Genomic DNA, 25523 nt, shown 5'->3' with positions numbered 1-25523 from the left:
TTGCATTATCAAATCGACCCTTTAAAAAATGTAAATTTACAACTGTTTAATAATATAGAGTTATAAAAAGGAAAATGAGGAATTATGTCGAATGTCCTAAGTGCATAACAATTATCAATGATGTTGTGCATATAAAAGAAAGTAGTTTGCTATGTGCTCAGCATGACATAAAGACTATGGGAGTACTGATTTTGCTTGTTCGTTCACAAAATTTTTGGAAAAATGTCACTTTTTCAAAATTCGGACGTATTTCATTGTAGAAGTAAAGGAGGTGTGAAGGTTGACTGGTCTAAAATACATAAAACTATTAGGGCTTGCTCTAGGAATAGTTACTTTAAATATTATTGTGTTATCGCCTGGATTGTTAGGGCTTGAGATTGGTAGTAGTGCGTTCGCAACAGCATTTGGTGTAACGTTATTACTCGCCAGTGCTCTTGCACTCATTTATGGAAGCTATATTTGGCTGTTTAAGCAACCGGTAGTGCTTCCTGTTAAGAAAATCAATACACATGAAGATTACGTGGATGCTTTGCTTCGATTTAAACAAGTTACTGTACTAGAAGGAGATATCAATCTTGCACTGGAACAGTTGGATCGACTGAGGAAAAAGTATGACACTTTATTTCATGTACTCCATCAGCGATTTGATTCAACGGAATTAAGCTATAAAAAATTTGCTTCTGTCATTAAAGAGGTAGAGAAACTATTCTATCTCAACGTCAGAAGTATTTTGAATAGATTAAGCGTTTTTGATGAGGCTGAATTCAAAAGTGTCATGCTTCAAAAAACAACGAGATTTTCTCAACAGATCCAGCAAGAGAAAACGAATCTATACAATGAGTTTCTAACATTTATGAAGGATTCATTAAGTAATAATGAAGAAATCTTATTGAAACTCGACAAGCTGCTACTGGAGATATCACGTTTGGATAGCTTTGAAGCTGGAGATATCGAGAACATGGCTTGCATGCAGGAAATTGATTCCCTAATTAAACAAACAAAATATTATAGACAGTGAGAGGTGCTAAGCTTGGCTAAAAAAAATAAATTTTTATTTGTATCGGCTATTATTTTGATTATTGTTTTTATTCTTGTCTTTGTAGGAGTTAAGATAACATCTAACTTTGGAAAAACTACCGTTCAGGTCACAACTGAAGATGCAACTAAAAAATTAAATAAGCTTTATTCTAATATTTCCGTGTCATCTGAGCAACCGATTAAGGGACAAATTGACCTCGATCCAATTGATGTCGCAGCATCTTTGCCAGAAATTTCGAAGTTTCCAATTACAGTGAAGAATACTACAAACAATTTTGTAGAGATTTTTTCTTCTCCGGAAAAATCGGGCACAGGAATGGACAGTTGGCTGGCTGATGTTGGTGCTGAGTTCAATAAAGCAAATATTAAAATTGATGGAAAACCCGTTTCGGTCAAAATTCGTAATATCGCTTCTGGCACAGCTATAGACTACATTAAAACTGGAAAATACGTACCAGATGCCTTCACACCATCCAACGAGCTTTGGGGCGAAATGATAAAAGCGGACGGCGTTAAGACACAGCTTATATCGAGTAGACTGGTAGGTAACGTCACGGGCATTGTTATAGCCAAAGACAAATATGATGAATTAGTAGACACGTACGGTTCAGTGAATGTCAAAACGATCACAGAAGCGATAGCAAATAATGAGTTTTCTATGGGCTATACTGACCCTTTTGCCAGTTCTACAGGTTTAAACTTCCTTTTAACAGCACTTAATACGTTTGATAGCTCGAATATTTTAGGTGATAAAGCAGTGCAGGGCTTTGAAAAATTCCAAGCTAATGTCCCTTTCATTGCGTCTACTACGATGCAAATGCGCGATGCAGCTAAGTCTGGCATGCTAGATGGATTTGTTTTGGAATACCAAACCTATCTCAATACAGCGGACTTAAAGGGCGGCTATACGTTCACTCCATTTGGTGCTAGACATGATAGTCCCTTGTATGCTCTAGGAGATGTTCCAAAGGATAAGCTGGATATTATTAAAAAGTTTGCAGAGTTTGTTGCACAAGAAAAGTATCAAAAAACAGGAAAAGATAAAGGCTTTAATAATCTTGAAGACTACAAATCTGAGCTACCCGAAGTCGATGGCAGCTTACTGATTGCTGCTCAGAAGTTGTGGAAAGAAAAGAAAAACGGCAATAAACCTATTGTGGCTGTGTTTGTAACTGATGTTTCCGGTAGTATGGCAGGCGAGCCGTTGAATCGCTTAAAGGAGTCTTTGCTGAAGGGGCAGAAATTTTTAGGAAAAGACAATAGTATTGGTCTTGTTTCTTATTCAAGCGCAGTCTCCATCAATTTGCCAATTGCCAAATATGATACGAATCAGCAATCCATGTTTGTCGGTGCAGTAAACAGTTTGCAAGCAAGTGGCGGCACAGCTACCTTTGATGGAATTATTGTGGGCATGAAGTTGCTACAAGAGGAATTGGCTGTTAATCCCAATCAGAAGCCAATTTTATTTGTTCTAAGTGATGGCGAGACGAACGAAGGCCATTCACTCAAGGATATTAAAGGATTAATCGAAAATTTCCAAATTCCTATTTATACAATTGGCTATAATGCCAATATTAAGGCGCTTCAAAGCATCTCTAGTATTAATGAAGCGGCAAGCATTGATGCGGATACAGATGATGTAGTCTACAAAATAGGAAACTTATTTAATGTTCAAATGTAAGATAGATGCGAAGGAGGAATTATATTGTCATTTACTATGGATGTTGCAAGCCCAGAAGAAATTAAAGCAGTAATTGAGCAAGAGGTAAAGCCTGTTCCGGAAGAAGAAGCTAGACTTAGAGAAGTAGCTGAATCTAATGTAGCGGCGATAATGGAGCTTGATTTGGAGTCAGGTGATAAGCGAAGAGATATGCTACAATCCATTGAATCCTTTGGTTTGAATACAATGAGATCATCTGCCAATAAAAATGCATTGCTTCAAGTATCGGTTGGAAATCTATCGAAGACAGGCGATGAAGGCGGTCAAGTGGCAAAAGGATTAGCTGAACTGCACATTCAGTTGAAAGATTTGGACCCCAGCTTGATCGATTTTGCCAAGACGGGGTTTCTCGGCAAATTGTTCAATCCGCTACGTGCTTATTTCCTTAAATATCAAAAAGCTGATGAAGTCATTGCAGATATAGTAGTTTCTTTGGACAAAGGAAAAGCAACACTCACAAACGACAACACTACGTTGGATATCGAGCAGCAGTCACTTCGCGATTTAACCAAAAAAATTCAAAAGGAAATTCAACTGGGAGCGATGATGGATGAATCGATTGAAGCACAGATCGAAGTAGCCAAAGCACAAAATAAAGACCCAGAAAAAATTCGGTTTATTACTGAGGAAGTACTGTTTCCGCTACGTCAACGGGTAATGGATCTTCAACAAATGTTAGTCGTCAACCAACAAGGCATCATGGCAATCGAAGTCGTTATTCGAAATAACAAAGAACTAATTCGAGGCGTCAACAGAGCTAAAAATGTTACAATATCAGCACTTAAAATTTCTGTCACCGTCGCCAGCGCTCTTTATAACCAACGAATTGTATTGAAAAAGATTGAGCTGTTAAATCAAACTACGAACGATCTAATTGCCGGTACTTCCAAAATGTTGAAGCAGCAAGGTGCTGACATTCATAAAAAATCGCTGGAAACAAATATCTCGGCGGATACGCTAAAGCAAGCTTTTTCCGATGTGATGGAAGCCCTCGACTCCATAAGCAATTACAAACAAGAAGCATTACCTAGAATGCGCCAAACCATTGATCAATTTCGGGAAATGGCAGACAATGGAGAGAAGCAAATTGTTCGCTTAGAAAAGGGACATCAGCTGGGGCTGTAAATTGCAATACGACATTATTTTCCAATTTGCTAAAATTTTAATAAAAAAGCACAAGCTTCAGGAATATTTATTCCCCTGTACTTGTGCTTTTTACGATTTTTATTGGCTAAAATTTATATAAACAATGAACTTAGCGTTTTTTTTGCTTGGTTGAAGCAAATACCCGATCAGCGATAAACATCACCAAAACAATGGGAACAAATATTAACGTATTAATGATGAGAAAGTTCCACGTATTATGAGCAGAACTAATATACCAATTGCTATGTGGCAAAAAATATATCAAAGTGCCAAGCCAAATGCCAGCCAACAGATAAGAAATAATAACTGTCTTCATGTGGTCCTCACCTCCTATACTACTATTTGCATGAAAGGCTACTATTATGCAAAGTATAAATCCCTTCCAATTGCTCATACTAATGGAAACTATTAAGGGGGGGGAGTCTGTATGGAGCAGCGCCTACAAATAAGCAATATACAAATGTTAGCTCTAGTTGCACTTTCCACTTTCGGTACCTCTAGCCTATACGCCCCCCAAATTTTGGCCAGTTATGCGGATCGCGACTCCTGGTTTGTAGTAATAATAGGTGGCATGATTGGCGTACTAAATGCTCTTGTTTTCTTTTGGTTATTTAAGCTGCATCCAGACAAAGATCTGATCTCACTCTGTACACTGCTATTTGGAAAATGGTTTGGACGGTTGCTGGCATTAGTATTTATTTTTTACTTTCTAGATATAACAACTTGGTCATTACGCGAGTTCTCTCAATTTTTCATCATCACATTAAATCCAATTATACCGCAAACTTGGTATTTGATCGTCGGTGCCATTATGGCTGCTTTTGCCGTTTATCATGGATTAGAAACATTCTCGCGGGTGTCTGTACTTGTACTACCTGCATCAATAGGAACCTTTCTACTTATCTATTTACTCTTAATCAATCAGTACCATCCTGAATATTTGCTACCGGTAATGGAAAATGGAGTAATCCAACCGCTTAGAGGAACCATGCTAATGATAAGTTGGTTTGGTGACGTGATGTTCGTATCTATGATTTTAAAATATGTAAAACGGACTAAAAAAACAGTTCATTACCTTTTAGGCGCCATCGGTATTACCTTTTTTATATTAATAATGGGCGCAGCCGTATGTACGATGGTGTTCGGCGGCAAGGCTACAGCTTCCTTTATCTATCCAAATATAAGCCTCATTCAAAACTTGCAGCTTTTTCGCAATATTGAACGATTTGATGCGGCTCTTGTTGTCATATGGGTAATGAGTTCATTCATAAAAATTACCGTTTATTTCTGGTCAGCACTTCAAGGTTTAAAAGAACTTTTTAACATTCAACGAATCAGACTATGGATAATCCCTATGTCAGCAGCTTTAATCATCGTTTCAAAATATAAAGTATGGGGTCTAATCGAATTATCAGCTATTTATGATAAACAGTCATGGTTTTTTGTACTATTTCAGTTTTTTATTCCTTGCGTTTTTTTACTTGTAGCTCTTGTTAAAAAAAAATTAAATAATGAAGGAGGAGCGCTATGAAACCGAATAAATCAGCCATTTCCATTGATACTACTGCTAATAAAAATCAGCTATTCGAGATGATGCAGCAATCCGGTGATCTGGTTACAGTTGATGTCATCATTGCAGGCAATGAGCAAGCCACCATTTGCTATGTTGACAGCATGATTGATCACAAGAAGCTGGAGAAAATGCTGGAGCTTAGTAGGCAAAGCAAGGAACTGCTTCGTCCTCATCAAAAAAATGAAACTTTTCACACCATAGAGGAGGCAGCTGAGCATATTATTTTGGGAGAAACTGTGTTTCTGTTTACCGAATCAGGTTATGGCATCGCTGTGGACACGCAAGGCATCAAGTTTCGCAATGTGGAAGAGCCAATAAGTGAGTCAACGGTTAAAGGCCCACGAAGCGGATTTAACGAATCTTTGCAAAATAATATTGCATTAATTCGGTTTCATTTCCCTTCTGTTGATTTAAAGGTTGCGTATGAAACCATTGGGCAGCTAAGTAAGCTGAGTGTGGCGATCCTTTCCATAGGCGGTGTTGCTAATCCTGATCTTGTTCGCGAGGTTCATAACAGATTGCGTGAAATCCCTATAGACGCTGTTCTGGAAAGCAATTATATAGAAGAATGGCTCACGGATAATCACTGGTCACTCTTTCCTTTACTCGAATCAACAGAACGTCCTGACCGTGTTATTGGCGGTTTGTTAGATGGTCGGATAGCCGTTCTCATACAGGGCTCGCCTTTCGTTTTGCTGCTCCCCTTTGTATTTTTACAAGCATTCCAAGTAAGTGAAGACTATGCATGGAACTTTTATATCGCTTCCAGCATGCGTTTGCTGCGACTATTTTGCGGGTTAATCGGCATGTTGCTACCTGCTTTTTATGTAGCCACCATAACCTATCATCCCGAATTAGTACCAACACCACTTCTGCAAAGCATCGCCGCAGCTAAAGAGCCGGTTCCTTTTCCAGCAGTCATCGAAAGTTTTGCTATGATGATTGCCTTTGAAATTATGCGTGAAGCAGGGGTTCGCATGCCCAAGCAAGTCGGACAGGCGGTCAGCATTGTTGGAGCACTTATTCTAGGTCAGGCAGCAGTACAAGCCGGGATTGTTTCACCTATTATGGTCATAGTAGCTGCTTTAACTGGCATTTGCACCTTTACGCTACCCCCAACATCTATAAATTATGTCATCCGAATTCTTCAGTTTGTCATGACATTCCTTGCTGCTTTGCTAGGATATGTAGGTATCATGATGGGACTCGTTTTACTCATGACCTATCTGGCTTCCTTACGCTCGTTCGGCGTTCCTTATCTTGCACCAGCCGCACCGATAAATCTGGCAGAATTAACGGATGTCATCGTGCGTAGACCACATATTTTGAACCGCAAGCGACCTAGCTTATTCGGAGTTACCAATCGCGAGCGATATCGGAGAAAGTTGCAAAAATGATAAAAAAAATAATTTTGATCCTACTAACAATCACTCTATCGTTGTCCATATCCGGCTGTAAAGGAAGTTCAGAATTAAATGAAATTCATATTATTCACTCGGTTGGAATTGATAAAGGAGAAAAACAGCCCATTCGGCTAACAGCAGAAATTGCCCAGCTAACGGCAAGTGGGCAACAACCAAAAGGTATGCAGAACAATACTTACCTACTTACATCGGAAGGTAAATCCGTATTTGATGCTGCTAGATTGATGCAACAACAAACAGAACGTTCGCTGCTTTGGGGTCATACGACTATAATCATATTCAGCAAGCAGATTGCCAAAGAAGGTATTCGCAGTCAAATTGACGCTATTCGCAGAATGCGCCAAATACGTAACGGAACATTTTTATTTGTAACAGAAAGAAGAGCTTCTGACATATTGCAACTAAAATCACCTAGTGAATCCATTGCGTCCCAAATGATTCGCGGTCTTTCAGAGGGCGGTACCAATACCGCTTTGACAGATAAGACTCTACTTATTGATGTGTATAGCAATTTAATTAACGAATTCAAAGACATTACGATACCTGCAATTAATATTGAAAAAGATATGCTACGAAGCGACAAGTTACGATTGCAAGCATCCGGACTGTATGCTTTTCATGGAGACCGATTAACTGGATTATTAAACAATATAGAAACAAAAGGTCTGCTACGTGCCAATAATCGTATGTCCGGGACAGTTGAGAATATCACTTGCGATGAAAACTCCATTATAACTTTTGAAAACATTAATAATCGCAGCCGTGTAACAGTAAAAGTCGACAATCAGCTCCATCCAACCGTTCTAATGAAAATATATGCTGACTTAAATATTTCAAGTCTTGGGTGCAGCGAAATGATTGTAACACCTGAATCGATTCATAAATGGGAAAAAAAACTCAATGAAACAATTGAAACGGAGCTGCGTCAAATGATTGCTTTCTCCAACCGCCACCATGCAGACATTCTCGGCATCGGAGAACGGATTCATCGTAAATATCCAAAACAATGGAGAGAAATGCAACAAAGTTGGCACGATTTATACCAAACAGTCGAATGGAAAATCAATGTTTACACTCGAATTGATCACTCCAATTTTATTAAATAAAAATGAGTATCTACTGTACTAACCGGAAAAGTAGAAATGGACACCCCATACAAATAGCATCAAGGTATTCAGACGAATTATTGCGGGAAATAAACTTCGAAGCAGGTACTGCTTAAACTGCTTTGAGCTGTGATGGAGCCTTGATGCTGTTCAACAATATTTTTGGCAATAAACAAGCCAAGACCAGTGCTGCCCTCATGATACGTTCGTGCTTGATCACCAGTATAGAACATATCGAATAGATGCGGCTGCTCTTCCGAGGGGATCGGTTCTCCATAATTGATGACCTTAACCACCACATTCTCTCCATTCGGATAGCAATGAATATCAATAAATCTGCCTTTTTTACCATAGTTAACGGCATTCGTCAGCAGATTCCCAAAGACGCGCGCCAACAAATCTCCATCTCCTAAAATTAGGATACCTGGCTGAACATCCATGCGCATTATTACATGATTTTTCTCAAAAACAGGATAAAACTCCTCGGTTAATTGAATGAGAAGCTCGCTTAGATCAATTGGTTTTTTTTCAAGGACAAGCCTGCCGTAGTTCATTCTAGCAAATTCAAATAGCTCGTCAATCAACTTTTCCAATCGTTGAGACTTGTCAAAAGCAATAGTAGCATATTGATTGATTTGATCTGGTGTCAATTGTTTATCCTTCAAAATAAAATCCAAATAACCCAAAACGGAAGTAAGTGGTGTGCGTAAATCATGCGCCAGATTTAAAATCAACTGGTCCTTACTACTTTCTGCAAAGTCACCCCTTTCCAATGCTTCCTGCAATTTCTCACTCGCCAAATTAATATCTCTTGCAATATCTCCGAACTCATCTTTCGATGGAATAGCTACATGGCTGTTAAAATTACCATTGGCAAGCTGATTGATTCCATTGGAAATTTCATGAAAATAAGTGGAGTATCTTTTGGTGAGAAGGAAGAAAAACAAAATGGAGAGAGGAATAAAAATAAGCAAAAAGAAATTAATATCCCCTACTTCTCTCATGAAATATCGCATTTGAGTCAATGGATTTTCGTATTTGGTCGTATAGTAATAGAGTTGAAGAATTTTATAAATGGAATAAGTAATGGTACCAGAAAATAGCATGCTTAAACCGAATAATAAAATCATTTTACTTCGAAAGCTTCGAATCATTTTAGCCATGGAATGAATATCCCACCCCCCAAACAGTTTTGATCAGTTTGTTCTTCGCTTTTTCTTCACCAAGTTTTTTTCGCAAGGTTCTAATATGCACCATGACCGTATTAGAGCCATCATAATACGCCTCGCCCCAGACATTCCGAAAAATTGCCTCAGCACTAAACACCTTTTTGGGATAACTGGCCAATAGGTATAAAATATCAAATTCCTTAGGCGTAAGTTCGATCGTTTCCTCGTACAGGCTAACCCTACGTTGATCTGGATAAATAATCAGCGCCCCAGCTTCAATTACCTTTTTGTCTGTTTCTACCGATTGATTCAGTTGCTTGTATCGTCGCAGTTGAGCATTTATACGCGCCATCAATTCCATCGGATTGAACGGCTTTGTTATATAATCATCTGCACCCATGACAAGCCCGGAGATCTTATTGAGATCAGAAGTCTTGGCACTCAAAAAGATGATTGGCATGTTGTACTGCTCGCGAATTAACTGAGTCACTTCATATCCGTTGAGTTCGGGCATCATAATATCTAGTACAGCCAAATCAATCGAATGCGTCTGAACCGCCTGGAGGGCTGCCTTTCCATTGGATGCGATGATATAGTTGTAACCTTCTTTTTTTACATGTAACGCAATCAATTCAGCAATCTCCGCCTCGTCGTCCGCAATCAATATCGTTATTTGGTTCATCATTTCCTCCATCGCAAATTATATATTTAGCATTTCCACCAGTATAGCAGATATACCTCACATCACTTATACTCCTACACTAGCTTGTCAGAAGAAATGGTCACAATCACTCCACCCATATTGTCTCCTGAAATCTGATAGTTTTTATTAATTGGCACATCAATAGTTATCACTTCGGAAATGGGATAATAGTATATCTCATATGTTTCCCCATCAAAAGGAACAACAAGCTTCTTTTGCTCTCTCAGGTAAGCGAGATATTCTTCTAGGGAAAAGTTCTTCTTCTTACTTATCGCACTATGCGGCAATCCTACGTATCGGTAATGCCACGGTTCAAACATGGTGCCCGTAATTTCTGTCTTGTCCTTCGGATAGCGCAAAATAAATCCATACTTCCAAGAATTTTTCTCCAGCCATTTACCTTCGGGTGCATGTTCTATCTTCATTGTGGTGGACCCTATATCGAGAGCTAGACCTAGATTATGTTCGCTAAAGCCCGCTGCCATGGCAATCCCCGGAGTCATTTCACTAAAGAGTCGCTCCTGTTCTTCCATACTTCGAAATCCGCTGTTGATAATAAAGTTGTTAATATTATCTTTTTGCGCAGCTTGAACCATTTCTACAAATACCCGTCCCATGCTCTCCGACACCTGAATAGTGTCATCCTGCAACCGGTATCCCTGTACCAAATCTTCATTCTGATACAGTGAAACGACATCGGATTTGATGGCTTCTTGCTGAACAGGATACTCTCTGTTCACCAGTAACAGATCACCTTTATAGACCTGATCCTTTGAAATTACTATAGTTCGATACTCCCCTTCTAGTGCTTTTTCATCTGCTAGTCCTTCTCGGATATCTAACTTCTTCAGGGGATCCTGAGTTATCTCCTGAACAACGAAATAACCGCACAGCAAAAGGATGATAAGCAAAAAAAACCTCTTTTTCATATACCGTTTCCTCCTTTGTACTTCGCATACTCAGTGTAGAGAAAACTGTTTAAATAAAAAGTAGGTCAAATATAAAACTTTTCTTAAATAGCTGACGGAATGCAGCTTTTCTTGCCCAAACTGTCACTTGCAAAAGTGACGAATGACCCAACCAACTTGAGCTGCTTAGATAATGAAGTGGAATTTTTATTTTTAATGAAACTTAAAAAAGCAGTTTGATCCACCATTCAGATCAAACTGCTCTTCCTATAATCAACTAAAATATTTTCTTGTTACTCAACTACTATCCGGGTGCCATTTACAATGAGCGCTGTTGCTTCGCCGACAACGAGAGGTTGTTTCGTATTCCAATTCGCTTCAAATGTCTGGTTTTCAGAGTTTTGGCTTCCCCCAGCATCTTCTAATTCAATCAGACCATTCTTCGTTTCAACTGCAAGAATCATATCGAAGACGCTATCATCTGCTCGTTCATAACTACCAATGACTTGTACCCCTAGCGGACTCAATGTTATATATTCGAAGAGATAACCTTCAATGGCAATATCATTTTCTAACGTAACTAAGTTGTCCGTATCACTTACACTAGACGCCACTTGCCAGCTTCCTTCCGCTCCAGCATAAACAGAACCAGTATACGATAGAGTATATTTGTTAAGATCCTCTCTATTTATTGTAAATATAAATTCTTCGTACTTATACACGACATCAGTATAGTCATTCTTTTCAAAATCAAGTAGATTGTTTTTTTCATCACTATATAATACCAAACTATAATCAGGATCTATTGTACTACCGTCAGAGCTTTTCAGCATAAGCGCAGCATCACTAGGCCCGAACTCCTTATTAAAAATCGTACCTATTTGGACATGCAGTTTTCCATCTATTATACCGATATTGGAAACCCATTGCTCCTTTGCCCCATGTGGCATGGCAACATAATTCCCAGGCGTAAGCGCCTCTTTTATCGATGATCGATCGTCTGGCATGTTCATTCCACCTCTAATATGCTTTTCTTCTATCGGTGTACTTTCCGTTTTTCCAATTGCAGCAAGCGACAGATCTATCGGTTCATCTATATAGTCTGTTTGATCGAAATAGATAAGGAAGCTGCCTAACTCTAATGGATCTTGGAGCGGGCTATTAGACGCTGACGTTATTTGAAACTCATAATAAATTTTATTTGTTTCTTCATTAAAATAAAGCACTTTTTTTTGCCAAGATATGCTTGATGTTCCAGTCTCATTCCCCACTGTACTAGCATTCTTGGTTGGCTGACCTACTTTCACACTGAAACCGTCTCGAAAATCCGTTTGTTCCGTCAGCCGCTTTTGACCAGTAATGTCCTGCAAAGATAAGTATACGATTGCCTTATTATCATATTTCCGCGCTCCGATTACTTCCATTTCAATTCCCTGATTTTCACTTGATACTTGAACCGGGGCTATGATCTCTCCAAAAGAAGGCTTAAACCGTTCCAAAAACCAATCGAAATTTCCTAATGCTACAGCCGCTGTACCCATCACTAATACAACTGCCAACATAACAGCTGCAATCGCTGGTTTAGTCCAACGTCTGCGATGCAAAGCAGTTCTTTGCACACCTTCCTCACGTAATCTACTTTTCACCTGATCTGTCAGTTTACTCGAATCTACTGTAATATGAGAAAGCATATTATAAATTTGTTGTTTTTCATGATCAAACTCCTCCATAGCTAGACTCCCTCCTACTATGTTCCACATGTAAGTATTTCGCTAATTTATGTTTCGCTCGCTCGTATCGCTTCCTTAAAGTAGCCGGAGAACTTCCTGTCAGTAATGCTAATTCTTCGTAGCTGTTCTCCTCGATCACCCGACCATATAATATGGCTCTTTCCTTTGGTTTAAGTTTCTGCAAAGCACGAAGCGTCTCGTCACTTAGTCCTTGATCAGACTGTTGTGAATCTTCTACACGATGAATTGCTTCATAAAATAAAATCTTTCGTTTTTTTTGTTGGTTTAAACTACGATGATATGTTATTTTGTACAACCAAGCAGATAGATTACTGCCATCAAAGGTTGCTCGATTTTGATAAGCGGCAAAAAAGACCTCTTGAACTATGTTTTCTGCTTCATGATAATCACATATTATTGCTGTTGCATAGCGAAGAAGTTTTTCACCATAGAACTGAATTACTTCCTCCAGCTCTTCTTCTCCGCCATTAACAAACCTTTGGCCAAGGTTTGTTTGATCCATAAGCTCACCCCACTATTGTTTATCAGTCGACTGTCCCCTTATAACAAGTCCACGTACGGTTTTGTGACATTTATTTTGTTATATTGTTTATCTAGCAGCATAGATCAAAAAAACCCGAAGAACAAGCATCTTGTGAAATGCTTGTCTTTCAGGTTACTCGTTACTACTAACGTACATATCTATTTCATGCTATTCTCTAACCAAACTATGAAGTGAGCGCAACTGCTCATTATTAGCTACACCCAGCCATTCAAATCACCTTTAGATTTATTAACATGATCTAGTACTACCACTTTATTAGCATCTTGCTCGTATATTTTCGTCAAATTTTTAACTGCTAATACTGTCTTTGCATCCTTCATCTTATTGCTATCCCCTCTCCATATACGTTAAAGAAAAACGGAACCGTCACCCTAGAAATAAATCTTGTCAGAATAAAATCACCCAGCACATCATAAGACCAAATCGGTGATGTATGATTAGCAATTACGAGAATAGCGGCAATCAATCTGAATCCATCAAAACCACCATATCTTTTTTCATTAATTATACTCATAATCATTTCTCCTGATAATCAAATAAAATAGTTCTTCATCTAGCGCCCTCCTTTTCCTTACACATACTGAGAATAAAGGAAACTAGTTAAATAAAAAGTAGGGTGCTTTTAAAATTTTTATAAACAATATGATAGAATACTAGTTGACTGACAAATACGACTTAGAGGTGAGCTTATGATTAAAGGACTCATTTTTGATTTTGATGGTCTTGTGATTGATACGGAAAGTGTTTGGTATGAGTCTCTTTGCCATGTTTATGAAAAACATAATGCGGAGCTGCCGTTTGATCTTTATTCGCAATGCATTGGCACTAGTTTGGACAGGGGGTTTAATCCGTATCACTATTTGCTGGAGATTACCGATCAAAACTTGGATGTCGAAGAGATTAAGCGCCAATCTGCCGAACAACATGCTCGGATCATGCAAGATCGGACACTTCGTCCAGGTGTTCTCTCCTATTTGGATACAGCAACTAAAATGGGTTTGAAGCTTGGTATCGCATCCAGTTCTCATCTTGAATGGGTTACTAGATTCCTCAATGAGCATCAAATTGCTAAGTACTTCTCCTGTGTATGTACAGCTGACTTTGTAGAAAAGGTTAAGCCTGATCCAGCTTTATATCTGTTAGCTTTAGAACAACTTGATCTTTCGCCGAATGAGACAATTGCCTTTGAAGACTCAGCTAATGGCGCTAAGGCAGCTCATGCAGCTGGACTACACACTGTCATTGTGCCGAATGCTATGACTGAGCATCTTACTTTTGGACCTCATCTACTGCGGTTAACTTCGATGGAAGAGATGTCTTTAGAAGATGTTATCACTCATGTTTCACGCTCGAACGCTTAAGCTTAATACAAGTCAACAAAGTCTGCTCAGAAAAAACATATGCTGTTTGTTTGAAAAACTAATAGACCATACCAAGCTGTATTCTGTTCATTGGTCAGCTTCAATGTTCTGCTGATTATAACTGCCATCTCAGTTCGACTAATCGGTTGATTTTTAGACAATAATACTAGAGCACAAATCGGGTAGGCGGCTGAACATTATTTGTTCCGCCGCCCTCCCACACTACCAAGCATACCGTTCGGAACTTAGCGTATACCGAGTTTTACCCGTTTCCATCACTTCCAAATATACATCCGCAATGTCCGCTAGCTTCCTACCCATCAGATGGGCTTCCCTCTTGCTTGGATTACATTTGATTTAGGACTTAATTTAGCAAATATTTTTAAAATAACAAAACCAATCAAGCCCCCACTTGAATTTAATATGAGATCATCGACATCAAAACTTCCAATAGAGAATAACGCCTGCGCGCTTTCCAAGCTTAGACTTAAACCTAATGAAAGTGAAAATAATCTTAACTAACGCATAGATATATAGGGTAAACAATACTAGGATTTTAATGTCTTTCAACATTTTCTTAAGTTTCATACGCCATCCTCCCCCTTCTTGATACTTTCAGACAACTTTTAATTTTTGAACTCGCTACCGCTCCTAATTAGGCAATAATTTTAGGCGAAAACCAGAGGAACATTTCAACTACCTTCCATATGATAATAGCAAAATACAATAGATTGAAGGGATATGTGAGATGTTAGACATCAATAGAAATACCCCGGAAATTGTTATTACTGGAAGCAATGGAAAAACAACAGTGAAGAACATGCTGGCGTCTATATTAGAAACAAGGTGGAACATTTTACAAACAACCGGAAATAAAAATTTACCGCTTCATATCAAATCTACATTGCAGCAACGAAAATCTAAGCATCAAGCTATATTACTGGAACTGGGCATGGGTAGACCAGGAGCCGGGCATCGACATGGTCGATACATTCAGCCAGACATCGTTGTTTTTACCAATATTGGTTCGGCACACATTGGCAATCTGGGTAATAGTGCTCGCTCCATTGCAGAAAGTAAATCTATCCTGTTGCAATATATGAAAAAAGATGGTCTTGTTCTTATAAACAGTGATGATAATAATTCAGAATGGATTGATACTTCTAAGCATCTTGGGAAAGTGTTAAAAATCGGAATCCATAAATCAGCGGATTATACAGCGACTGAAATTCGAGATGTAGAGGATGGTATCGAATTCACAATGAATCTGGACAATTCAAAGGTAATATTTAATATACCAACCTACGGACTTCATAATGTATATAATGCCTTGTTTGCAATAACGATTGCGCACCAACTCGGTTTTACTATTCCAGAAATAACACAGGGGCTGAAGAATTTTGAACCTCCCATCAAACGTCTCAACATAATAAAACTTAGATCAGAAATATTGTTAATTGATGATACTGTAAATGCTAATCCTGAGTCAGTCAAATCTGCTATAGATGTTCTGGTACGATTTGGAAAGAATAAAAAGAAAGTTGTTGTCTTGGGAAGCATGTTGGAGTTAGGTGAATATACGAAAGATGCCCATTTAGAAATTGGTAAGTATATAACAGAAAAACAAATTTCCGATATATACACTTATGGAGTTGAAACTAGCTGGATAAAAGAAGGAGCAATTGCATCAGGTTTTTCTGCTGACAGGATTCATTATTTCGAGAACCGTGATTTGCTGCACGAAGTATTGTTAAATGAAATAGCTGATAACAGCGTCATTTTGGTTAAAGGATCTGCATCAATGAAAATGAGTCTCACGATCGACTTTATTAAAAGTTGGTTTCGTTGCTTTGTCCATCTAGCCGATCACCTGGAGCATGACGAGGTGCTAATCCACCCACGAACGTTTGAACGTTTGGACAATATTCATTCCGGTTTGACCTTGCACTTCGGACAACATATGGCAAAGTTGCGATTGAGAAAGGATGAAGAGATTCCTGAGGATGTATTGTTTATTCCAAGAACATGCTGGAATGATTTCACAATCCCTGATTTACCATATGATCATTATTTCATGGAAGACCACTTGCATCTTGGACCAGTAATTGGTATTAACGTATTGGAAAAATACTATAAAGAGCCCAATCTGCAACTTTTGCGTATGGAAAACTATGACAAAATAAAAGGTCTCTTGTTTATGTTCAGAGCCAGTCAAAACAAATCTCAATCAAATACAGTAATAGGGAAATATTATGATCCACAAAAACATGTTTTTGTGGAAGGGATCTTTCCTTATCCAACGGCCATGTTCAATCGGGTTCCATTATTACCAGGCACGAGCAAACGTTTAATGCACCGCTTGGGAAATAAAATATTTAATAATCCGTATAGTAACACAGATAAGTGGGAACTTTGGAACACCTGCTCAAAAATTCCAGAAATTAAAAAGTATTTGCCAGCAACAGTGAAATATTCAGGAATGTCAACTTTGTTCAAAATGCTGGATCAATACAAGTGGGTATATTTGAAACCTATTACTCTAGCCGGTGGGGCTGGAATATTTACTATATGGGTAGTTGATGGTGGTTACAGGTTGAAGAATGAATATGGGAAAGAATGGACAGTGGACTCAACAAATAAGTTGAGTACCTTGGTTAAAAATCAATTATTGAGTAAAAGAACGTATATCATCCAAGAAGGTATTTCTTCGGAATTTGATATTGGTAAAGTGGATTTTCGGATATATATTCAGAAGGATCGAACTGGTAAATGGAAGTTTTCAGGTTTGGAAAGCAAGATAGGAATCAAAGGAAGTATTATTGCCAATTCAAAATACAGACAGAAGATAATGCCCGGAAAAGCGGTTTTGAAGGAGCTCTACCTACTCAATGATGAGCAAATAGCAACTATCATTAACGAAATGACTTCGTCAGGAATACGATTGCTGCATGCATTAGAGCCAACACACAAATTACTCGGTGATGCGGCGATTGATTTAATTGTTGATAAAAGTCTAAACATTCGAATATTGGAACCTCAATTGAACTATGCTACTGAAATCAAACAATTGCGAACGGATGATGAAAGAGAAGTATTGCCGTATATCGTTGCAACACCATGGGAATATGCCAAGTACCTTGCTGGTTTCACACCGTATGGTGGTGAGTCTGAGCTATGAATCAAATCATGCATGGTTCACAACAAAACATTCAAAAAATGGATAAAGTGGTTGGTATACTGGGGGGGATGGGTCCTAAGGCCACAGTGGATTTTATGTCCAAGATTATTGAGCAAACTCGGGTAATAACTGAACAAGATCATCTTCGTATGCTCGTTTATAATAATCCTAAAATTCCTTCAAGGATAGATGCTTTCAAACCTGAAAATCCCAGTCCTCTACCTGAGTTAATTCGCACTGCTGTTACGCTTGAACAGGGAGGCGCTGATTACATTATGATACCGTGTCATTCAGCCCATTATTGGCTTGATGAACTTCAGCAATCTATATCGATTCCCATCTATAGCATCGTTGCATGTACTATTGAGAATATACAGCTTCGTCATGATCTAGAAAAAATTTTATTAATTGCCACGGAAACAACACTTCGTAGCGGACTTTATCAGCAAGCTTTCAGTAAACTGCCTGTTCAGCTTCTACTACCTGCTCCGAACGAGCAGGTACTAATACAACACATTATTCATATGATCAAAACCAATTCAAATTCACTCTATAACGGGATAATTGACCTAAGAGATATGTTAAACGAGTATAAGAAGAAAAGTGTCCATACAGCAATAGCAGGTTGCACCGAGATCCCGTTAATTCTCACTCACTTAGATCATGATTTTGAGTTCATCGATCCTTCATTGCTTTTAGCCAGGAAAGCTGTCGAACTCTCCTTGTCAACTTAATTTTCACATATCTAGATGTGTTGTTAATATTCTGTTGACTGCGTAGTACTTTTAACACCAAAAACTTGATCATTTTAATCCAATTTTAGGCAAATGAATTATTCCTGATCATTTCATATGAAAGGTATGCTCTCCTAATGAATAAGCATTTGGTATTGATGAATCCTCCTTCCTCAGTTCTGCCTCAAATGATTGTTTTTTTAGAAACATTGCGGTAGCATGTTCTAACAATGGTAGCTTGGGGATAGGAGTTTTTTTATGTTATCCAAATTAATTGCTATTGTCCGTGATTAGTCACCGTGCCTTAATGACTGCTTTTAAATAAGTTTCTTTATTCTCATAAATTTAAAATAATTGATACATACTTCCACCGGAGACAATCTCCAATTGTACCAGTGCTTTTGTTCTTGGCGAGTGAAGATAGCCTTCGGTGCGTCAGAATCGACGACTGACCTTAATGTGTTGATTCATTGAATCCCGCTCAGCTAATCGATTTCAAACCAACAGCCCGTCATAATATTCAGGCATATTAACATGGCGATTTTACCTTTTCAATGGACAAAGCTGGCCGCAGTAAAAAGTCGTTATTTTGTCCATCCCGCAAAACGAGTATACTTAATGAAGAACCGAAAGAACCGAAAGGAGATGATCTGTTTGCCATCATTTGATACGATTAAAAATATTTATTGTGTCGGGCGCAATTATGCGCAGCATGCCAAAGAACTCGGCAACGATATTCCAGAGACCCCCATCATTTTTTCCAAACCGACCCACGCCCTGCATCCGGCTGCCGGTACATTACACCTGCCAGGAAACATCGGCGAAATGCATTATGAGCTTGAACTGGTTGTACATATAGCATCATCCTATGAGCGAGGCAAGCCGCTCGACCGGATGATCGACGCTGTCACTCTCGGGATTGACTGGACAGCCCGGGATGTGCAATCGGATTTAAAAGAAAAGCGGCATCCCTGGCTGCTGTCCAAAGGTTTCAAACACTCAGCCGTGTTAGGCGCATTCCAGTCATTCGGCAGTGAGACCAGCTTTGAAAAGCTCCGGTTCAGCCTGCTCAAAAATGGAGAAGTTGTTCAGTCCGGCAGCCCGCAACAGATGATTTTTCCGCTTAGGCGGCTGATAGCCTATATTGGCGAGCAGTTTGGCCTTGATAAGGGCGACATCATTTACACTGGAACGCCGGCCGGCGTTGGAGCGGTACAGGATGGCGATCGTTTGGAAATGCGAATGTCCGCAGAGGAAAATGATGAAATCAGCTTCGGTCCGCTGCAAATTAAAATGAACGCCTAAATGGTCTTGGTTCAGAAGAAAAAAACGAATTAGCTCGATTGCGTAAGGAAAATAAACGTTTGCTTATGGAGAACGATATATTAAAGCAAGCAGAGCTGATCATGGGACGAAAATAGATATGATTGAGCTAATGCCCACAAATAGAGTTTTGAAACAACAAGGCCTCATACTAAATTACATCCCTTATAATAATTGTTTAAGACTGTATTGACATTTCAGTACAGTTCTTAAATTACATAAGAGAAAGAATAGAACAAGAAGATGATGGTTTTACGGAGATTGAAAAAAAGGAGCAATATGGCTTAACCATAGAACAGGGTAGCTCGTTTCTTAATCACCTGTCTGAAGAGAAGACCATCGCAAGAGATTGGTCCAAGAAAAAATTAGGTTATCTAACAAAGTTCTATAACTTTCTTTACATGAACTGTTTGCTAGAGAGTTTTAGACTGACACCCATGTTTCCACAGGTAGGAGCTCTGAACGAGAAAATAAAGTCTTAGACTGTCGCTGTTTTGTTGATCTAAAATACCCAATAGTTGAAGAACAGGTCATTAAATTTTCTTCCTCAAAATTTCGTCAACTAACCAGAATATAAGTGCGGCTATTATTGCTACTCCAACAAGAAATAAACTCTCAAATAAGTTAGAAATCACTAATCCGGCTATTAAACCAAATATACTATGAATAAGTAATGCCACTATATTTCTTTGTATTCCTTTTAGATTTTTTGATAGATAATCAGATAAGAAAGATACAGGTACCCCAATTAGAAGTACAAATGGAAAAGCACCTGTAAAAAGAACTCCAATAGCTAAGAAACTTGAGCCTTCTGTTATCGCAAAAAAAACAGTAAGAAATATTCCAATTAACGAAGTAGTAAAAATAAATCCTAGAAATTTCCTTAAAGATATCAAAATACCCCTCCTTAATATAACCAGAACAAGGTTACCATCGATGGAAAATGAAATGCAACAGTAGGTATCAATAAAAGCTACTGTAATCCCGATGTAAGGATAACTAATCCTTACATCGGGAACTGATATATCGAAGTCATATACCGTCACTTCTGGCTCACTGAATGGGAAGCTTATCACGATTGAAAAAGATCGAACAAAGAATAAGGCAAGTCTTCGAACTCTGCCTCTTGTGGACGGCTTTTATGACCTTCTGTTACAAATGAAGCAGCAACAGGAAGCAGACCGTCAAAGAGGCAAGGAATCATATTGTAAGGATTATCTTGGTTATATCTATGTTGATGCTATAGGAGTGCGAGTATTCTCATTTGGAGTACAGTTCCAAAGTGTCTTCAGCACAGACGATGAGTGGGATTTTGGCTATAAAATAAAAAAAGCCCATCAGATAAATTATCTGATGAACCATTGATTTTAAGTGGTACCGGTGAGAGGACTCGAACCTCCACGGTTTCCCATTCGATTTTGAGTCGAACGCGTCTGCCATTCCGCCACACCGGCATAATATTAGATTATACAACTTTTCTTACAGATTTGCAAAAGTAAAATGGCACGCCCTAAGAGATTCGAACTCCCGACCTTTTGATTCGTAGTCAAACGCTCTATCCAGCTGAGCTAAGGGCGCATATAAAGTAATCTAATGGAGGCGCCACCCAGATTTGAACTGGGGAATAAAGCTTTTGCAGAGCTTTGCCTTACCACTTGGCTATGGCGCCGTATATGGAGCGGAAGACGGGGATCGAACCCGCGACCCTCGCCTTGGCAAGGCGATGCTCTACCGCTGAGCCACTTCCGCAAATGGCTGGGGATTCAGGGATCGAACCTGAGAATGACGGAGTCAAAGTCCGTTGCCTTACCGCTTGGCTAATCCCCATTATAATATATGCAGGATGATTATCCTTGTTCTATAATGCTATATGTGATGATGCTCATTTGTTTATATGGGGCGACCGAGGGGACTTGAACCCCCGAATGCCGGATCCACAAACCGGTGCGTTAACCCCTTCGCCACGATCGCCATAAAATACACTTCAATACTTAATTGTTACCATACCACTTACTATACTGGCAGGGGCAGCAGGAATCGAACCCACACCAAAGGTTTTGGAGACCTTTGTTCTACCTTTAAACTATGCCCCTAAAGATAGTGGTGGAGGATGATGGATTCGAACCACCGAACCGTTAGGAAGAGATTTACAGTCTCCCGCGTTTGGCCACTTCGCTAATCCTCCACATCTGGTGCCGTCGAGAGGACTTGAACCCCCAACCTACTGATTACAAGTCAGTTGCTCTACCAGTTGAGCTACAACGGCATATCATCCATACTTACTGTTCCTTCAAGCTGTCTTTCCCGAAGTGGTGGCTCGAGACGGAATCGAACCGCCGACACGAGGATTTTCAGTCCTCTGCTCTACCGACTGAGCTATCGAGCCTCAGTTATACTGAGTTTTTTGTTTAAATAATGGCGGAGCTGACGGGATTCGAACCCGCGGTCTCCTGCGTGACAGGCAGGCATGTTAGGCCTCTACACCACAGCTCCACATATGTATTACTCAAGTTAATACTGATTTTATTGGTTGCGGGGACAGGATTTGAACCTGTGACCTTCGGATTATGAGCCCGACGAGCTACCGTGCTGCTCCACCCCGCGACATTAAAAGGGTCTAAACATTCCATCAGATAAAACATATTTTATTGGTTGCGGGGACAGGATTTGAACCTGTGGCCTTCGGGTTATGAGCCCGACGAGCTACCGTGCTGCTCCACCCCGCGACATTAAAAGGAATACTATTATATAATAATTATGGTGGAGGCTAACGGGATCGAACCGCTGACCCTCTGCTTGTAAGGCAGATGCTCTCCCAGCTGAGCTAAGCCTCCGTGTTAAGCAACTCTTATAATATAACACACACTCCAACTAATTTGCAACACTTATTAGCGACCTTTTTTTAAAAAAAATCTAAAAACAATAGTTCTATATAAAAAGTGCTAAAAAACAGTGTATAAATAGCTTATAACATTTTCCAACTCTTTTCAACAGGTGAATTCATATTTAACTATTTTCAATCATTTTTTAGTGAATTTTTATATATATAACTTTATTGAGACAAAAATAGAAACACCGTGGAAACGATACTTATCTGTTACGACGATGTTTCTCTCTATATATTAGTCGTTTAAATGAATTGTTGCTGTTTCTTTTTTGTAACTTACTGTGATTCCCAACTTTTCTACAATTGTTCTAATTGGTGCATACTTTTTCCCATCGACTACAATAATATTGCTTTTCTTATCATCTAATACAACAGTTAGTTGCTCTTTGTTTACACTTAATTTGCTATTGCTTTTGTCTACAGTTAGTGTTGCACCTATGATTTCAGATATTTCTCGAATCGGATAATAAGTAATACCTTTCAAGTCCACTGCTGGCGATTGTAGTTTCTGCACCTTTCCATTATAAAATAATTTCAACTTACTAGTCTGGTAGATTGGTTTTGTTTGCTTCGTTTGCTTAGCTGATTTCGTTTGTTTACTTGTGGCAGTTTGCTGCGAGGACTTTTTACTCTTACTGCTACTTGACTGTTGCTTTGACTTGTTCGATTGATTACTTTTCTTACTTGGTTTTGTAGCTTTTGGTTGTGCCTTTTCTCCTCGATGATAATGATAGCCTGTACATAACCCTTTTTGCTTTGATTTCTCGGAGCAATTATGCCCGCCATTAGCGTCTAATCTTCCTGAGTGTGCTGATGCAGTCGATGAAATCAGTAATAAACACGTAATAATAATGGTTAATACTTTGTAGCTTTGCTTCACGCTTCTCTCTCCTTCTGTTCACACTAATATTTTTCTAATCTATCTACCATACGTCAATAATCTATCATATATTTACAGTTTTTACAATGATATTGAACGATACAAAAAAGCGAGTCTTTCGACCCGCTCGTTATTTCAAACCGTACCTTGTCGTATTCATTTATACTCATAACACTAGTTAATCATTTGATCCGGTAAGTAAGGTTTGTAAACTGGATTTTCTCCACAAACCATCAGCCCCTGCCCCCAGTTGACGTGGACATTTTTCGTTGGTGGATCGCTTGGATCACGATATTGAACTAGTACGTTACGACGTGGGCGATCACTTTCGTTACGGTCTGAACCGTGAATCGTCAAATAATTGAAAAATAATACATCTCCCGCTTCCGCTTCGCAAGGTGTTCCCATACTAATCGGATATTCACGATGATCTAAGTAATAAGAGCCAACATGCGGTAGTGTTCCTTCTTTATGAGAACCAGGTACGACTTGGATACAACCATTTTCTAACGTAGCGTTATCTATATGAATGCTAGCTGCCAGCATCGAGTGTTGTTCATGTGGAAAGTAAGGATAATCTTGATGCATTGGAAATGCAGCTCCTCTTTCCGGTGGCTTTACTAACATTTTACTATGATGCACTTGTACGTTAGGACCGATTAATTGACTTAAGATTTCCACCATATTCGGATGCACGATTGCTCTTGTAAAAGCTGCCTCATGATAATGAACATCATGAAATCCTTTTAACACTAGTTTTTTCAATTCTTCTGGCGGCAAATAATCTCCTCCCCATGCAGAATTACTATCAAACTTACTTTTGGCTGCTTTATGAATAATCCGTTCCACCGCTTCTTTCATTTCTTCCACTTCAACTGGCGAGAACACATTCTTTACTAACAAATAACCATTTTCTTTGTAAAATTCCGCATCTACATGATTTATCATACCCACCCACTCCTTACATACTCATTAATGACATCCCATAATGCTCGTTTTATAACTCGTTATTATAATGATCTAACAGTGAATCTTATTACTAAATATAGTTTGTTTTCCGAAAAACGTATTTATGTTTGTGCGCCAAGTCTTTGTACTTTTACGCCAAACTTCAATTTTCTTTTATTATTTCAAACTACGATATGTTATATTGGGAGTATACATTTCCTAAAAGTAGGTGACCGTTATCCTCTTACAACTGCATCATATTGCAGCTGCCCTACACTATTTGAATCAGATTACGACATCACAAACCGAAGACCATTTTTATCATGTTCACAGTTGGTATGCGCAAGTTAATCATCACGATAATCAGACACATAAACATTCTTTTTTTGAGGTGTGTTATGTATTTAGTGGGGAAGGTATATATGAGGACGAACATAAGCAATATCCGCTAAAATCGGGAGTATTATTTTGCTCGAGACCACATGTGTGGCACAGAATACGTGATGGAAAAGACTTGCAGTTAGCTTGGGTTTGTTTCGAAATGAATAAAGATCGTTCGTCTCCAGCAGCTATACAACAATACGATCAATTATGTAAAACAGATCTGATTTATATAGCAGATGCATCTCATACCCCAACCGCTTTAATGTGGCAAACATTACTACACCAAGCAGATCAACTAAATGGTCTAACAACTGTTTTGCAACCGCTGGCAACTATATTTTTGACGACACTAATTAAAAGCTTTCTTCCATCTGTGGAAACAAATGAACGTGCTATTACCGTTAACACCGATGCTGATCGACTACTTCAACAAGCGAAAACATTTATTAACGACAACCTGTCTCAACCTCTAACCTTTTCAAAAATCGCACAATATTTACATCTATCCGAACGAACTTTGTCCAGAATCTTTTCTGAAAAGAGCAACTTAACATTCCGACAATATGTCACTACTGTTCGACTACATAAAGCAGAGCAGCTGCTATTGCAGAGCGATCTTTCTATTAAAGAAATTGCAGTGCAAACAGGTTTTGAATCAGTACACTATTTGACTAAAGTTTTTGCTAACCACTATGGTATGCCACCAGGAAAATATCGCAGGGAATATAAGGAGAGGACCGATTAAT

The 25523-nt window shown here is 38.9% G+C and carries 23 protein-coding genes and 14 tRNA genes; 11 read left to right on the top strand and 26 right to left on the bottom strand.

Translation table 11 applies throughout. The annotated features are described in order from the left end of the window. Nucleotides 1-280 precede the first annotated feature (280 nt). The 3 genes from ACFSTH_RS01510 to ACFSTH_RS01500 are packed head-to-tail and all read left to right on the top strand — an operon-like array spanning nt 281 to nt 3883. Complete coding sequence (locus tag ACFSTH_RS01510; RefSeq protein ID WP_377775594.1) at nt 281-1018, top strand: hypothetical protein; 738 nt, start codon at nt 281-283, stop codon at nt 1016-1018. Nucleotides 1019-1030: 12 nt separating this feature from the next. Further along, complete coding sequence (locus ACFSTH_RS01505) at nt 1031-2719, top strand: vWA domain-containing protein (RefSeq protein WP_377775592.1); 1689 nt, start codon at nt 1031-1033, stop codon at nt 2717-2719. A gap of 24 nt (nt 2720-2743) precedes the next feature. Continuing rightward, nucleotides 2744-3883, top strand: a complete 1140-nt coding sequence (locus tag ACFSTH_RS01500) for a toxic anion resistance protein (protein ID WP_377775590.1) — start codon at nt 2744-2746, stop codon at nt 3881-3883. Nucleotides 3884-4013: 130 nt separating this feature from the next. Here ACFSTH_RS01500 and ACFSTH_RS01495 read toward each other — a convergent pair whose 3' ends face one another. After that, complete coding sequence (locus tag ACFSTH_RS01495) at nt 4014-4220, bottom strand: hypothetical protein (RefSeq protein ID WP_377775588.1); 207 nt, start codon at nt 4218-4220, stop codon at nt 4014-4016. Between the two features lie 111 nt (nt 4221-4331). Here ACFSTH_RS01495 and ACFSTH_RS01490 point away from each other — a divergent pair, with 111 nt between their 5' ends. The 3 genes from ACFSTH_RS01490 to ACFSTH_RS01480 are packed head-to-tail and all read left to right on the top strand — an operon-like array spanning nt 4332 to nt 8007. Beyond that, complete coding sequence (locus ACFSTH_RS01490) at nt 4332-5435, top strand: GerAB/ArcD/ProY family transporter (protein ID WP_377775586.1); 1104 nt, start codon at nt 4332-4334, stop codon at nt 5433-5435. Further along, nucleotides 5432-6874, top strand: coding sequence for a spore germination protein (locus tag ACFSTH_RS01485; protein WP_377775584.1), 1443 nt, complete (start codon nt 5432-5434; stop codon nt 6872-6874). The genes ACFSTH_RS01490 and ACFSTH_RS01485 overlap by 4 nt, the downstream gene beginning before the upstream one ends. Beyond that, the gene (locus tag ACFSTH_RS01480; protein WP_377775582.1) at nt 6871-8007 is read left to right on the top strand and encodes a Ger(x)C family spore germination protein; all 1137 of its coding nucleotides are present in this window, start codon (nt 6871-6873) and stop codon (nt 8005-8007) included. The genes ACFSTH_RS01485 and ACFSTH_RS01480 overlap by 4 nt, the downstream gene beginning before the upstream one ends. A 77-nt stretch (nt 8008-8084) precedes the next feature. On the opposite strand, the gene ACFSTH_RS01475 is transcribed toward ACFSTH_RS01480, so the two are convergent. The 7 genes from ACFSTH_RS01475 to ACFSTH_RS01445 all read right to left on the bottom strand — a co-directional run bounded on the left by ACFSTH_RS01475 (nt 8085) and on the right by ACFSTH_RS01445 (nt 13596). Then, the gene (locus tag ACFSTH_RS01475) at nt 8085-9170 is read right to left on the bottom strand and encodes a sensor histidine kinase (protein ID WP_377775580.1); all 1086 of its coding nucleotides are present in this window, start codon (nt 9168-9170) and stop codon (nt 8085-8087) included. After that, nucleotides 9163-9858 (bottom strand): response regulator transcription factor, encoded by a 696-nt coding sequence (locus ACFSTH_RS01470; protein ID WP_377775759.1) that lies wholly within the window; start codon nt 9856-9858, stop codon nt 9163-9165. Before ACFSTH_RS01470 ends, ACFSTH_RS01475 begins: the two co-directional genes overlap by 8 nt. A gap of 74 nt (nt 9859-9932) precedes the next feature. Then, the gene (locus ACFSTH_RS01465; protein WP_377775578.1) at nt 9933-10808 is read right to left on the bottom strand and encodes a M15 family metallopeptidase; all 876 of its coding nucleotides are present in this window, start codon (nt 10806-10808) and stop codon (nt 9933-9935) included. Between the two features lie 272 nt (nt 10809-11080). Next, the gene (locus tag ACFSTH_RS01460; RefSeq protein WP_377775576.1) at nt 11081-12517 is read right to left on the bottom strand and encodes a hypothetical protein; all 1437 of its coding nucleotides are present in this window, start codon (nt 12515-12517) and stop codon (nt 11081-11083) included. Continuing rightward, nucleotides 12504-13040, bottom strand: a complete 537-nt coding sequence (locus ACFSTH_RS01455) for an RNA polymerase sigma factor (protein ID WP_377775574.1) — start codon at nt 13038-13040, stop codon at nt 12504-12506. Before ACFSTH_RS01455 ends, ACFSTH_RS01460 begins: the two co-directional genes overlap by 14 nt. Nucleotides 13041-13276: 236 nt before the next feature. Continuing rightward, nucleotides 13277-13402 carry a hypothetical protein gene (locus tag ACFSTH_RS01450; protein ID WP_377775572.1) on the bottom strand — a complete coding sequence of 42 codons (126 nt, stop codon included), beginning with the start codon at nt 13400-13402 and terminating at the stop codon, nt 13277-13279. Then, a complete protein-coding gene (locus ACFSTH_RS01445; RefSeq protein ID WP_377775570.1) occupies nt 13399-13596 on the bottom strand; it encodes a hypothetical protein in 198 nt (65 codons plus the stop codon). Before ACFSTH_RS01445 ends, ACFSTH_RS01450 begins: the two co-directional genes overlap by 4 nt. A 175-nt stretch (nt 13597-13771) precedes the next feature. On the opposite strand from ACFSTH_RS01445, the gene ACFSTH_RS01440 reads away from it, so the two are divergent. Then, a complete protein-coding gene (locus ACFSTH_RS01440; protein WP_377775568.1) occupies nt 13772-14443 on the top strand; it encodes an HAD family hydrolase in 672 nt (223 codons plus the stop codon). A 320-nt stretch (nt 14444-14763) separates the two neighbouring features. Here ACFSTH_RS01440 and ACFSTH_RS01435 read toward each other — a convergent pair whose 3' ends face one another. After that, nucleotides 14764-14922 (bottom strand): VanZ family protein, encoded by a 159-nt coding sequence (locus ACFSTH_RS01435; protein ID WP_377775566.1) that lies wholly within the window; start codon nt 14920-14922, stop codon nt 14764-14766. Nucleotides 14923-15191: 269 nt separating this feature from the next. Here ACFSTH_RS01435 and ACFSTH_RS01430 point away from each other — a divergent pair, with 269 nt between their 5' ends. The 3 genes from ACFSTH_RS01430 to ACFSTH_RS01420 all read left to right on the top strand — a co-directional run bounded on the left by ACFSTH_RS01430 (nt 15192) and on the right by ACFSTH_RS01420 (nt 19660). After that, the gene (locus tag ACFSTH_RS01430; protein WP_377775564.1) at nt 15192-17621 is read left to right on the top strand and encodes a YheC/YheD family protein; all 2430 of its coding nucleotides are present in this window, start codon (nt 15192-15194) and stop codon (nt 17619-17621) included. Beyond that, a complete protein-coding gene (locus tag ACFSTH_RS01425) occupies nt 17618-18355 on the top strand; it encodes an aspartate/glutamate racemase family protein (protein WP_377775562.1) in 738 nt (245 codons plus the stop codon). The genes ACFSTH_RS01430 and ACFSTH_RS01425 overlap by 4 nt, the downstream gene beginning before the upstream one ends. 618 nt (nt 18356-18973) lie before the next feature. Further along, entirely contained in the window at nt 18974-19660 is a 687-nt protein-coding gene (locus tag ACFSTH_RS01420) for a fumarylacetoacetate hydrolase family protein (RefSeq protein WP_377793575.1), read from the top strand. Nucleotides 19661-20211: 551 nt separating this feature from the next. On the opposite strand, the gene ACFSTH_RS01415 is transcribed toward ACFSTH_RS01420, so the two are convergent. From ACFSTH_RS01415 to ACFSTH_RS01335, 17 genes are all read right to left on the bottom strand, one after another. Beyond that, entirely contained in the window at nt 20212-20574 is a 363-nt protein-coding gene (locus ACFSTH_RS01415) for a hypothetical protein (protein WP_377775558.1), read from the bottom strand. Between the two features lie 476 nt (nt 20575-21050). Then, nucleotides 21051-21132, bottom strand: a tRNA-Leu gene (locus tag ACFSTH_RS01410). Between the two features lie 47 nt (nt 21133-21179). Next, nucleotides 21180-21256: transfer RNA gene (locus ACFSTH_RS01405), tRNA-Arg, on the bottom strand. A 16-nt stretch (nt 21257-21272) separates the two neighbouring features. After that, a tRNA-Cys gene (locus ACFSTH_RS01400) sits at nt 21273-21347 on the bottom strand. 5 nt (nt 21348-21352) lie between these two features. Continuing rightward, nucleotides 21353-21427 (bottom strand) — tRNA-Gly (locus tag ACFSTH_RS01395). A 3-nt stretch (nt 21428-21430) separates the two neighbouring features. Beyond that, nucleotides 21431-21505, bottom strand: a tRNA-Gln gene (locus ACFSTH_RS01390). Nucleotides 21506-21573: 68 nt separating this feature from the next. Continuing rightward, a tRNA-His gene (locus tag ACFSTH_RS01385) sits at nt 21574-21649 on the bottom strand. Between the two features lie 48 nt (nt 21650-21697). Then, nucleotides 21698-21771 (bottom strand) — tRNA-Trp (locus tag ACFSTH_RS01380). Between the two features lie 8 nt (nt 21772-21779). After that, nucleotides 21780-21863: transfer RNA gene (locus ACFSTH_RS01375), tRNA-Tyr, on the bottom strand. A 5-nt stretch (nt 21864-21868) separates the two neighbouring features. Beyond that, nucleotides 21869-21944: transfer RNA gene (locus ACFSTH_RS01370), tRNA-Thr, on the bottom strand. A 44-nt stretch (nt 21945-21988) separates the two neighbouring features. After that, a tRNA-Phe gene (locus ACFSTH_RS01365) sits at nt 21989-22064 on the bottom strand. A gap of 30 nt (nt 22065-22094) precedes the next feature. Beyond that, a tRNA-Asp gene (locus ACFSTH_RS01360) sits at nt 22095-22171 on the bottom strand. 34 nt (nt 22172-22205) lie between these two features. Continuing rightward, nucleotides 22206-22282: transfer RNA gene (locus ACFSTH_RS01355), tRNA-Met, on the bottom strand. Nucleotides 22283-22327: 45 nt separating this feature from the next. Then, a tRNA-Met gene (locus ACFSTH_RS01350) sits at nt 22328-22404 on the bottom strand. A 32-nt stretch (nt 22405-22436) separates the two neighbouring features. After that, a tRNA-Val gene (locus ACFSTH_RS01345) sits at nt 22437-22512 on the bottom strand. Nucleotides 22513-22800: 288 nt separating this feature from the next. After that, nucleotides 22801-23445, bottom strand: coding sequence for a stalk domain-containing protein (locus ACFSTH_RS01340; protein WP_377775556.1), 645 nt, complete (start codon nt 23443-23445; stop codon nt 22801-22803). Nucleotides 23446-23619: 174 nt separating this feature from the next. Continuing rightward, nucleotides 23620-24393, bottom strand: coding sequence for a phytanoyl-CoA dioxygenase family protein (locus ACFSTH_RS01335; protein ID WP_377775554.1), 774 nt, complete (start codon nt 24391-24393; stop codon nt 23620-23622). Between the two features lie 229 nt (nt 24394-24622). On the opposite strand from ACFSTH_RS01335, the gene ACFSTH_RS01330 reads away from it, so the two are divergent. Continuing rightward, on the top strand, nt 24623-25522 hold the full coding sequence (locus ACFSTH_RS01330) for a helix-turn-helix domain-containing protein (RefSeq protein WP_377775552.1): 900 nt from the start codon (nt 24623-24625) through the stop codon (nt 25520-25522). Nucleotide 25523: the final 1 nt, after the last annotated feature.

The organism is Paenibacillus yanchengensis, from assembly GCF_042684845.1.
Classification (GTDB): Bacteria; Bacillota; Bacilli; order Paenibacillales; family Paenibacillaceae; genus Pristimantibacillus; species Pristimantibacillus yanchengensis.
Note: the sequence above shows the minus strand (reverse complement) of the source record. Positions and strands in the feature narration are given on the sequence as shown.

Excerpts from the sequence above, each read along its gene's own strand:
- ACFSTH_RS01465 (WP_377775578.1), bottom strand. The coding sequence starts at position 10,808 with ATGAAAAAGAGGTTTTTTTTGCTTATCATCCTTTTGCTGTGCGGTTAT.
- ACFSTH_RS01420 (WP_377793575.1), top strand. The coding sequence starts at position 18,974 with ATGAAGAACCGAAAGAACCGAAAGGAGATGATCTGTTTGCCATCATTT.
- ACFSTH_RS01335 (WP_377775554.1), bottom strand. The coding sequence starts at position 24,393 with ATGATAAATCATGTAGATGCGGAATTTTACAAAGAAAATGGTTATTTG.
- ACFSTH_RS01480 (WP_377775582.1), top strand. The coding sequence starts at position 6,871 with ATGATAAAAAAAATAATTTTGATCCTACTAACAATCACTCTATCGTTG.
- ACFSTH_RS01475 (WP_377775580.1), bottom strand. The coding sequence starts at position 9,170 with ATGGCTAAAATGATTCGAAGCTTTCGAAGTAAAATGATTTTATTATTC.
- ACFSTH_RS01485 (WP_377775584.1), top strand. The coding sequence starts at position 5,432 with ATGAAACCGAATAAATCAGCCATTTCCATTGATACTACTGCTAATAAA.
- ACFSTH_RS01445 (WP_377775570.1), bottom strand. The coding sequence starts at position 13,596 with ATGAGTATAATTAATGAAAAAAGATATGGTGGTTTTGATGGATTCAGA.
- ACFSTH_RS01470 (WP_377775759.1), bottom strand. The coding sequence starts at position 9,858 with ATGAACCAAATAACGATATTGATTGCGGACGACGAGGCGGAGATTGCT.
- ACFSTH_RS01440 (WP_377775568.1), top strand. The coding sequence starts at position 13,772 with ATGATTAAAGGACTCATTTTTGATTTTGATGGTCTTGTGATTGATACG.
- ACFSTH_RS01455 (WP_377775574.1), bottom strand. The coding sequence starts at position 13,040 with ATGGATCAAACAAACCTTGGCCAAAGGTTTGTTAATGGCGGAGAAGAA.
- ACFSTH_RS01430 (WP_377775564.1), top strand. The coding sequence starts at position 15,192 with ATGTTAGACATCAATAGAAATACCCCGGAAATTGTTATTACTGGAAGC.
- ACFSTH_RS01450 (WP_377775572.1), bottom strand. The coding sequence starts at position 13,402 with ATGAAGGATGCAAAGACAGTATTAGCAGTTAAAAATTTGACGAAAATA.
- ACFSTH_RS01425 (WP_377775562.1), top strand. The coding sequence starts at position 17,618 with ATGAATCAAATCATGCATGGTTCACAACAAAACATTCAAAAAATGGAT.
- ACFSTH_RS01490 (WP_377775586.1), top strand. The coding sequence starts at position 4,332 with ATGGAGCAGCGCCTACAAATAAGCAATATACAAATGTTAGCTCTAGTT.
- ACFSTH_RS01460 (WP_377775576.1), bottom strand. The coding sequence starts at position 12,517 with ATGGAGGAGTTTGATCATGAAAAACAACAAATTTATAATATGCTTTCT.
- ACFSTH_RS01495 (WP_377775588.1), bottom strand. The coding sequence starts at position 4,220 with ATGAAGACAGTTATTATTTCTTATCTGTTGGCTGGCATTTGGCTTGGC.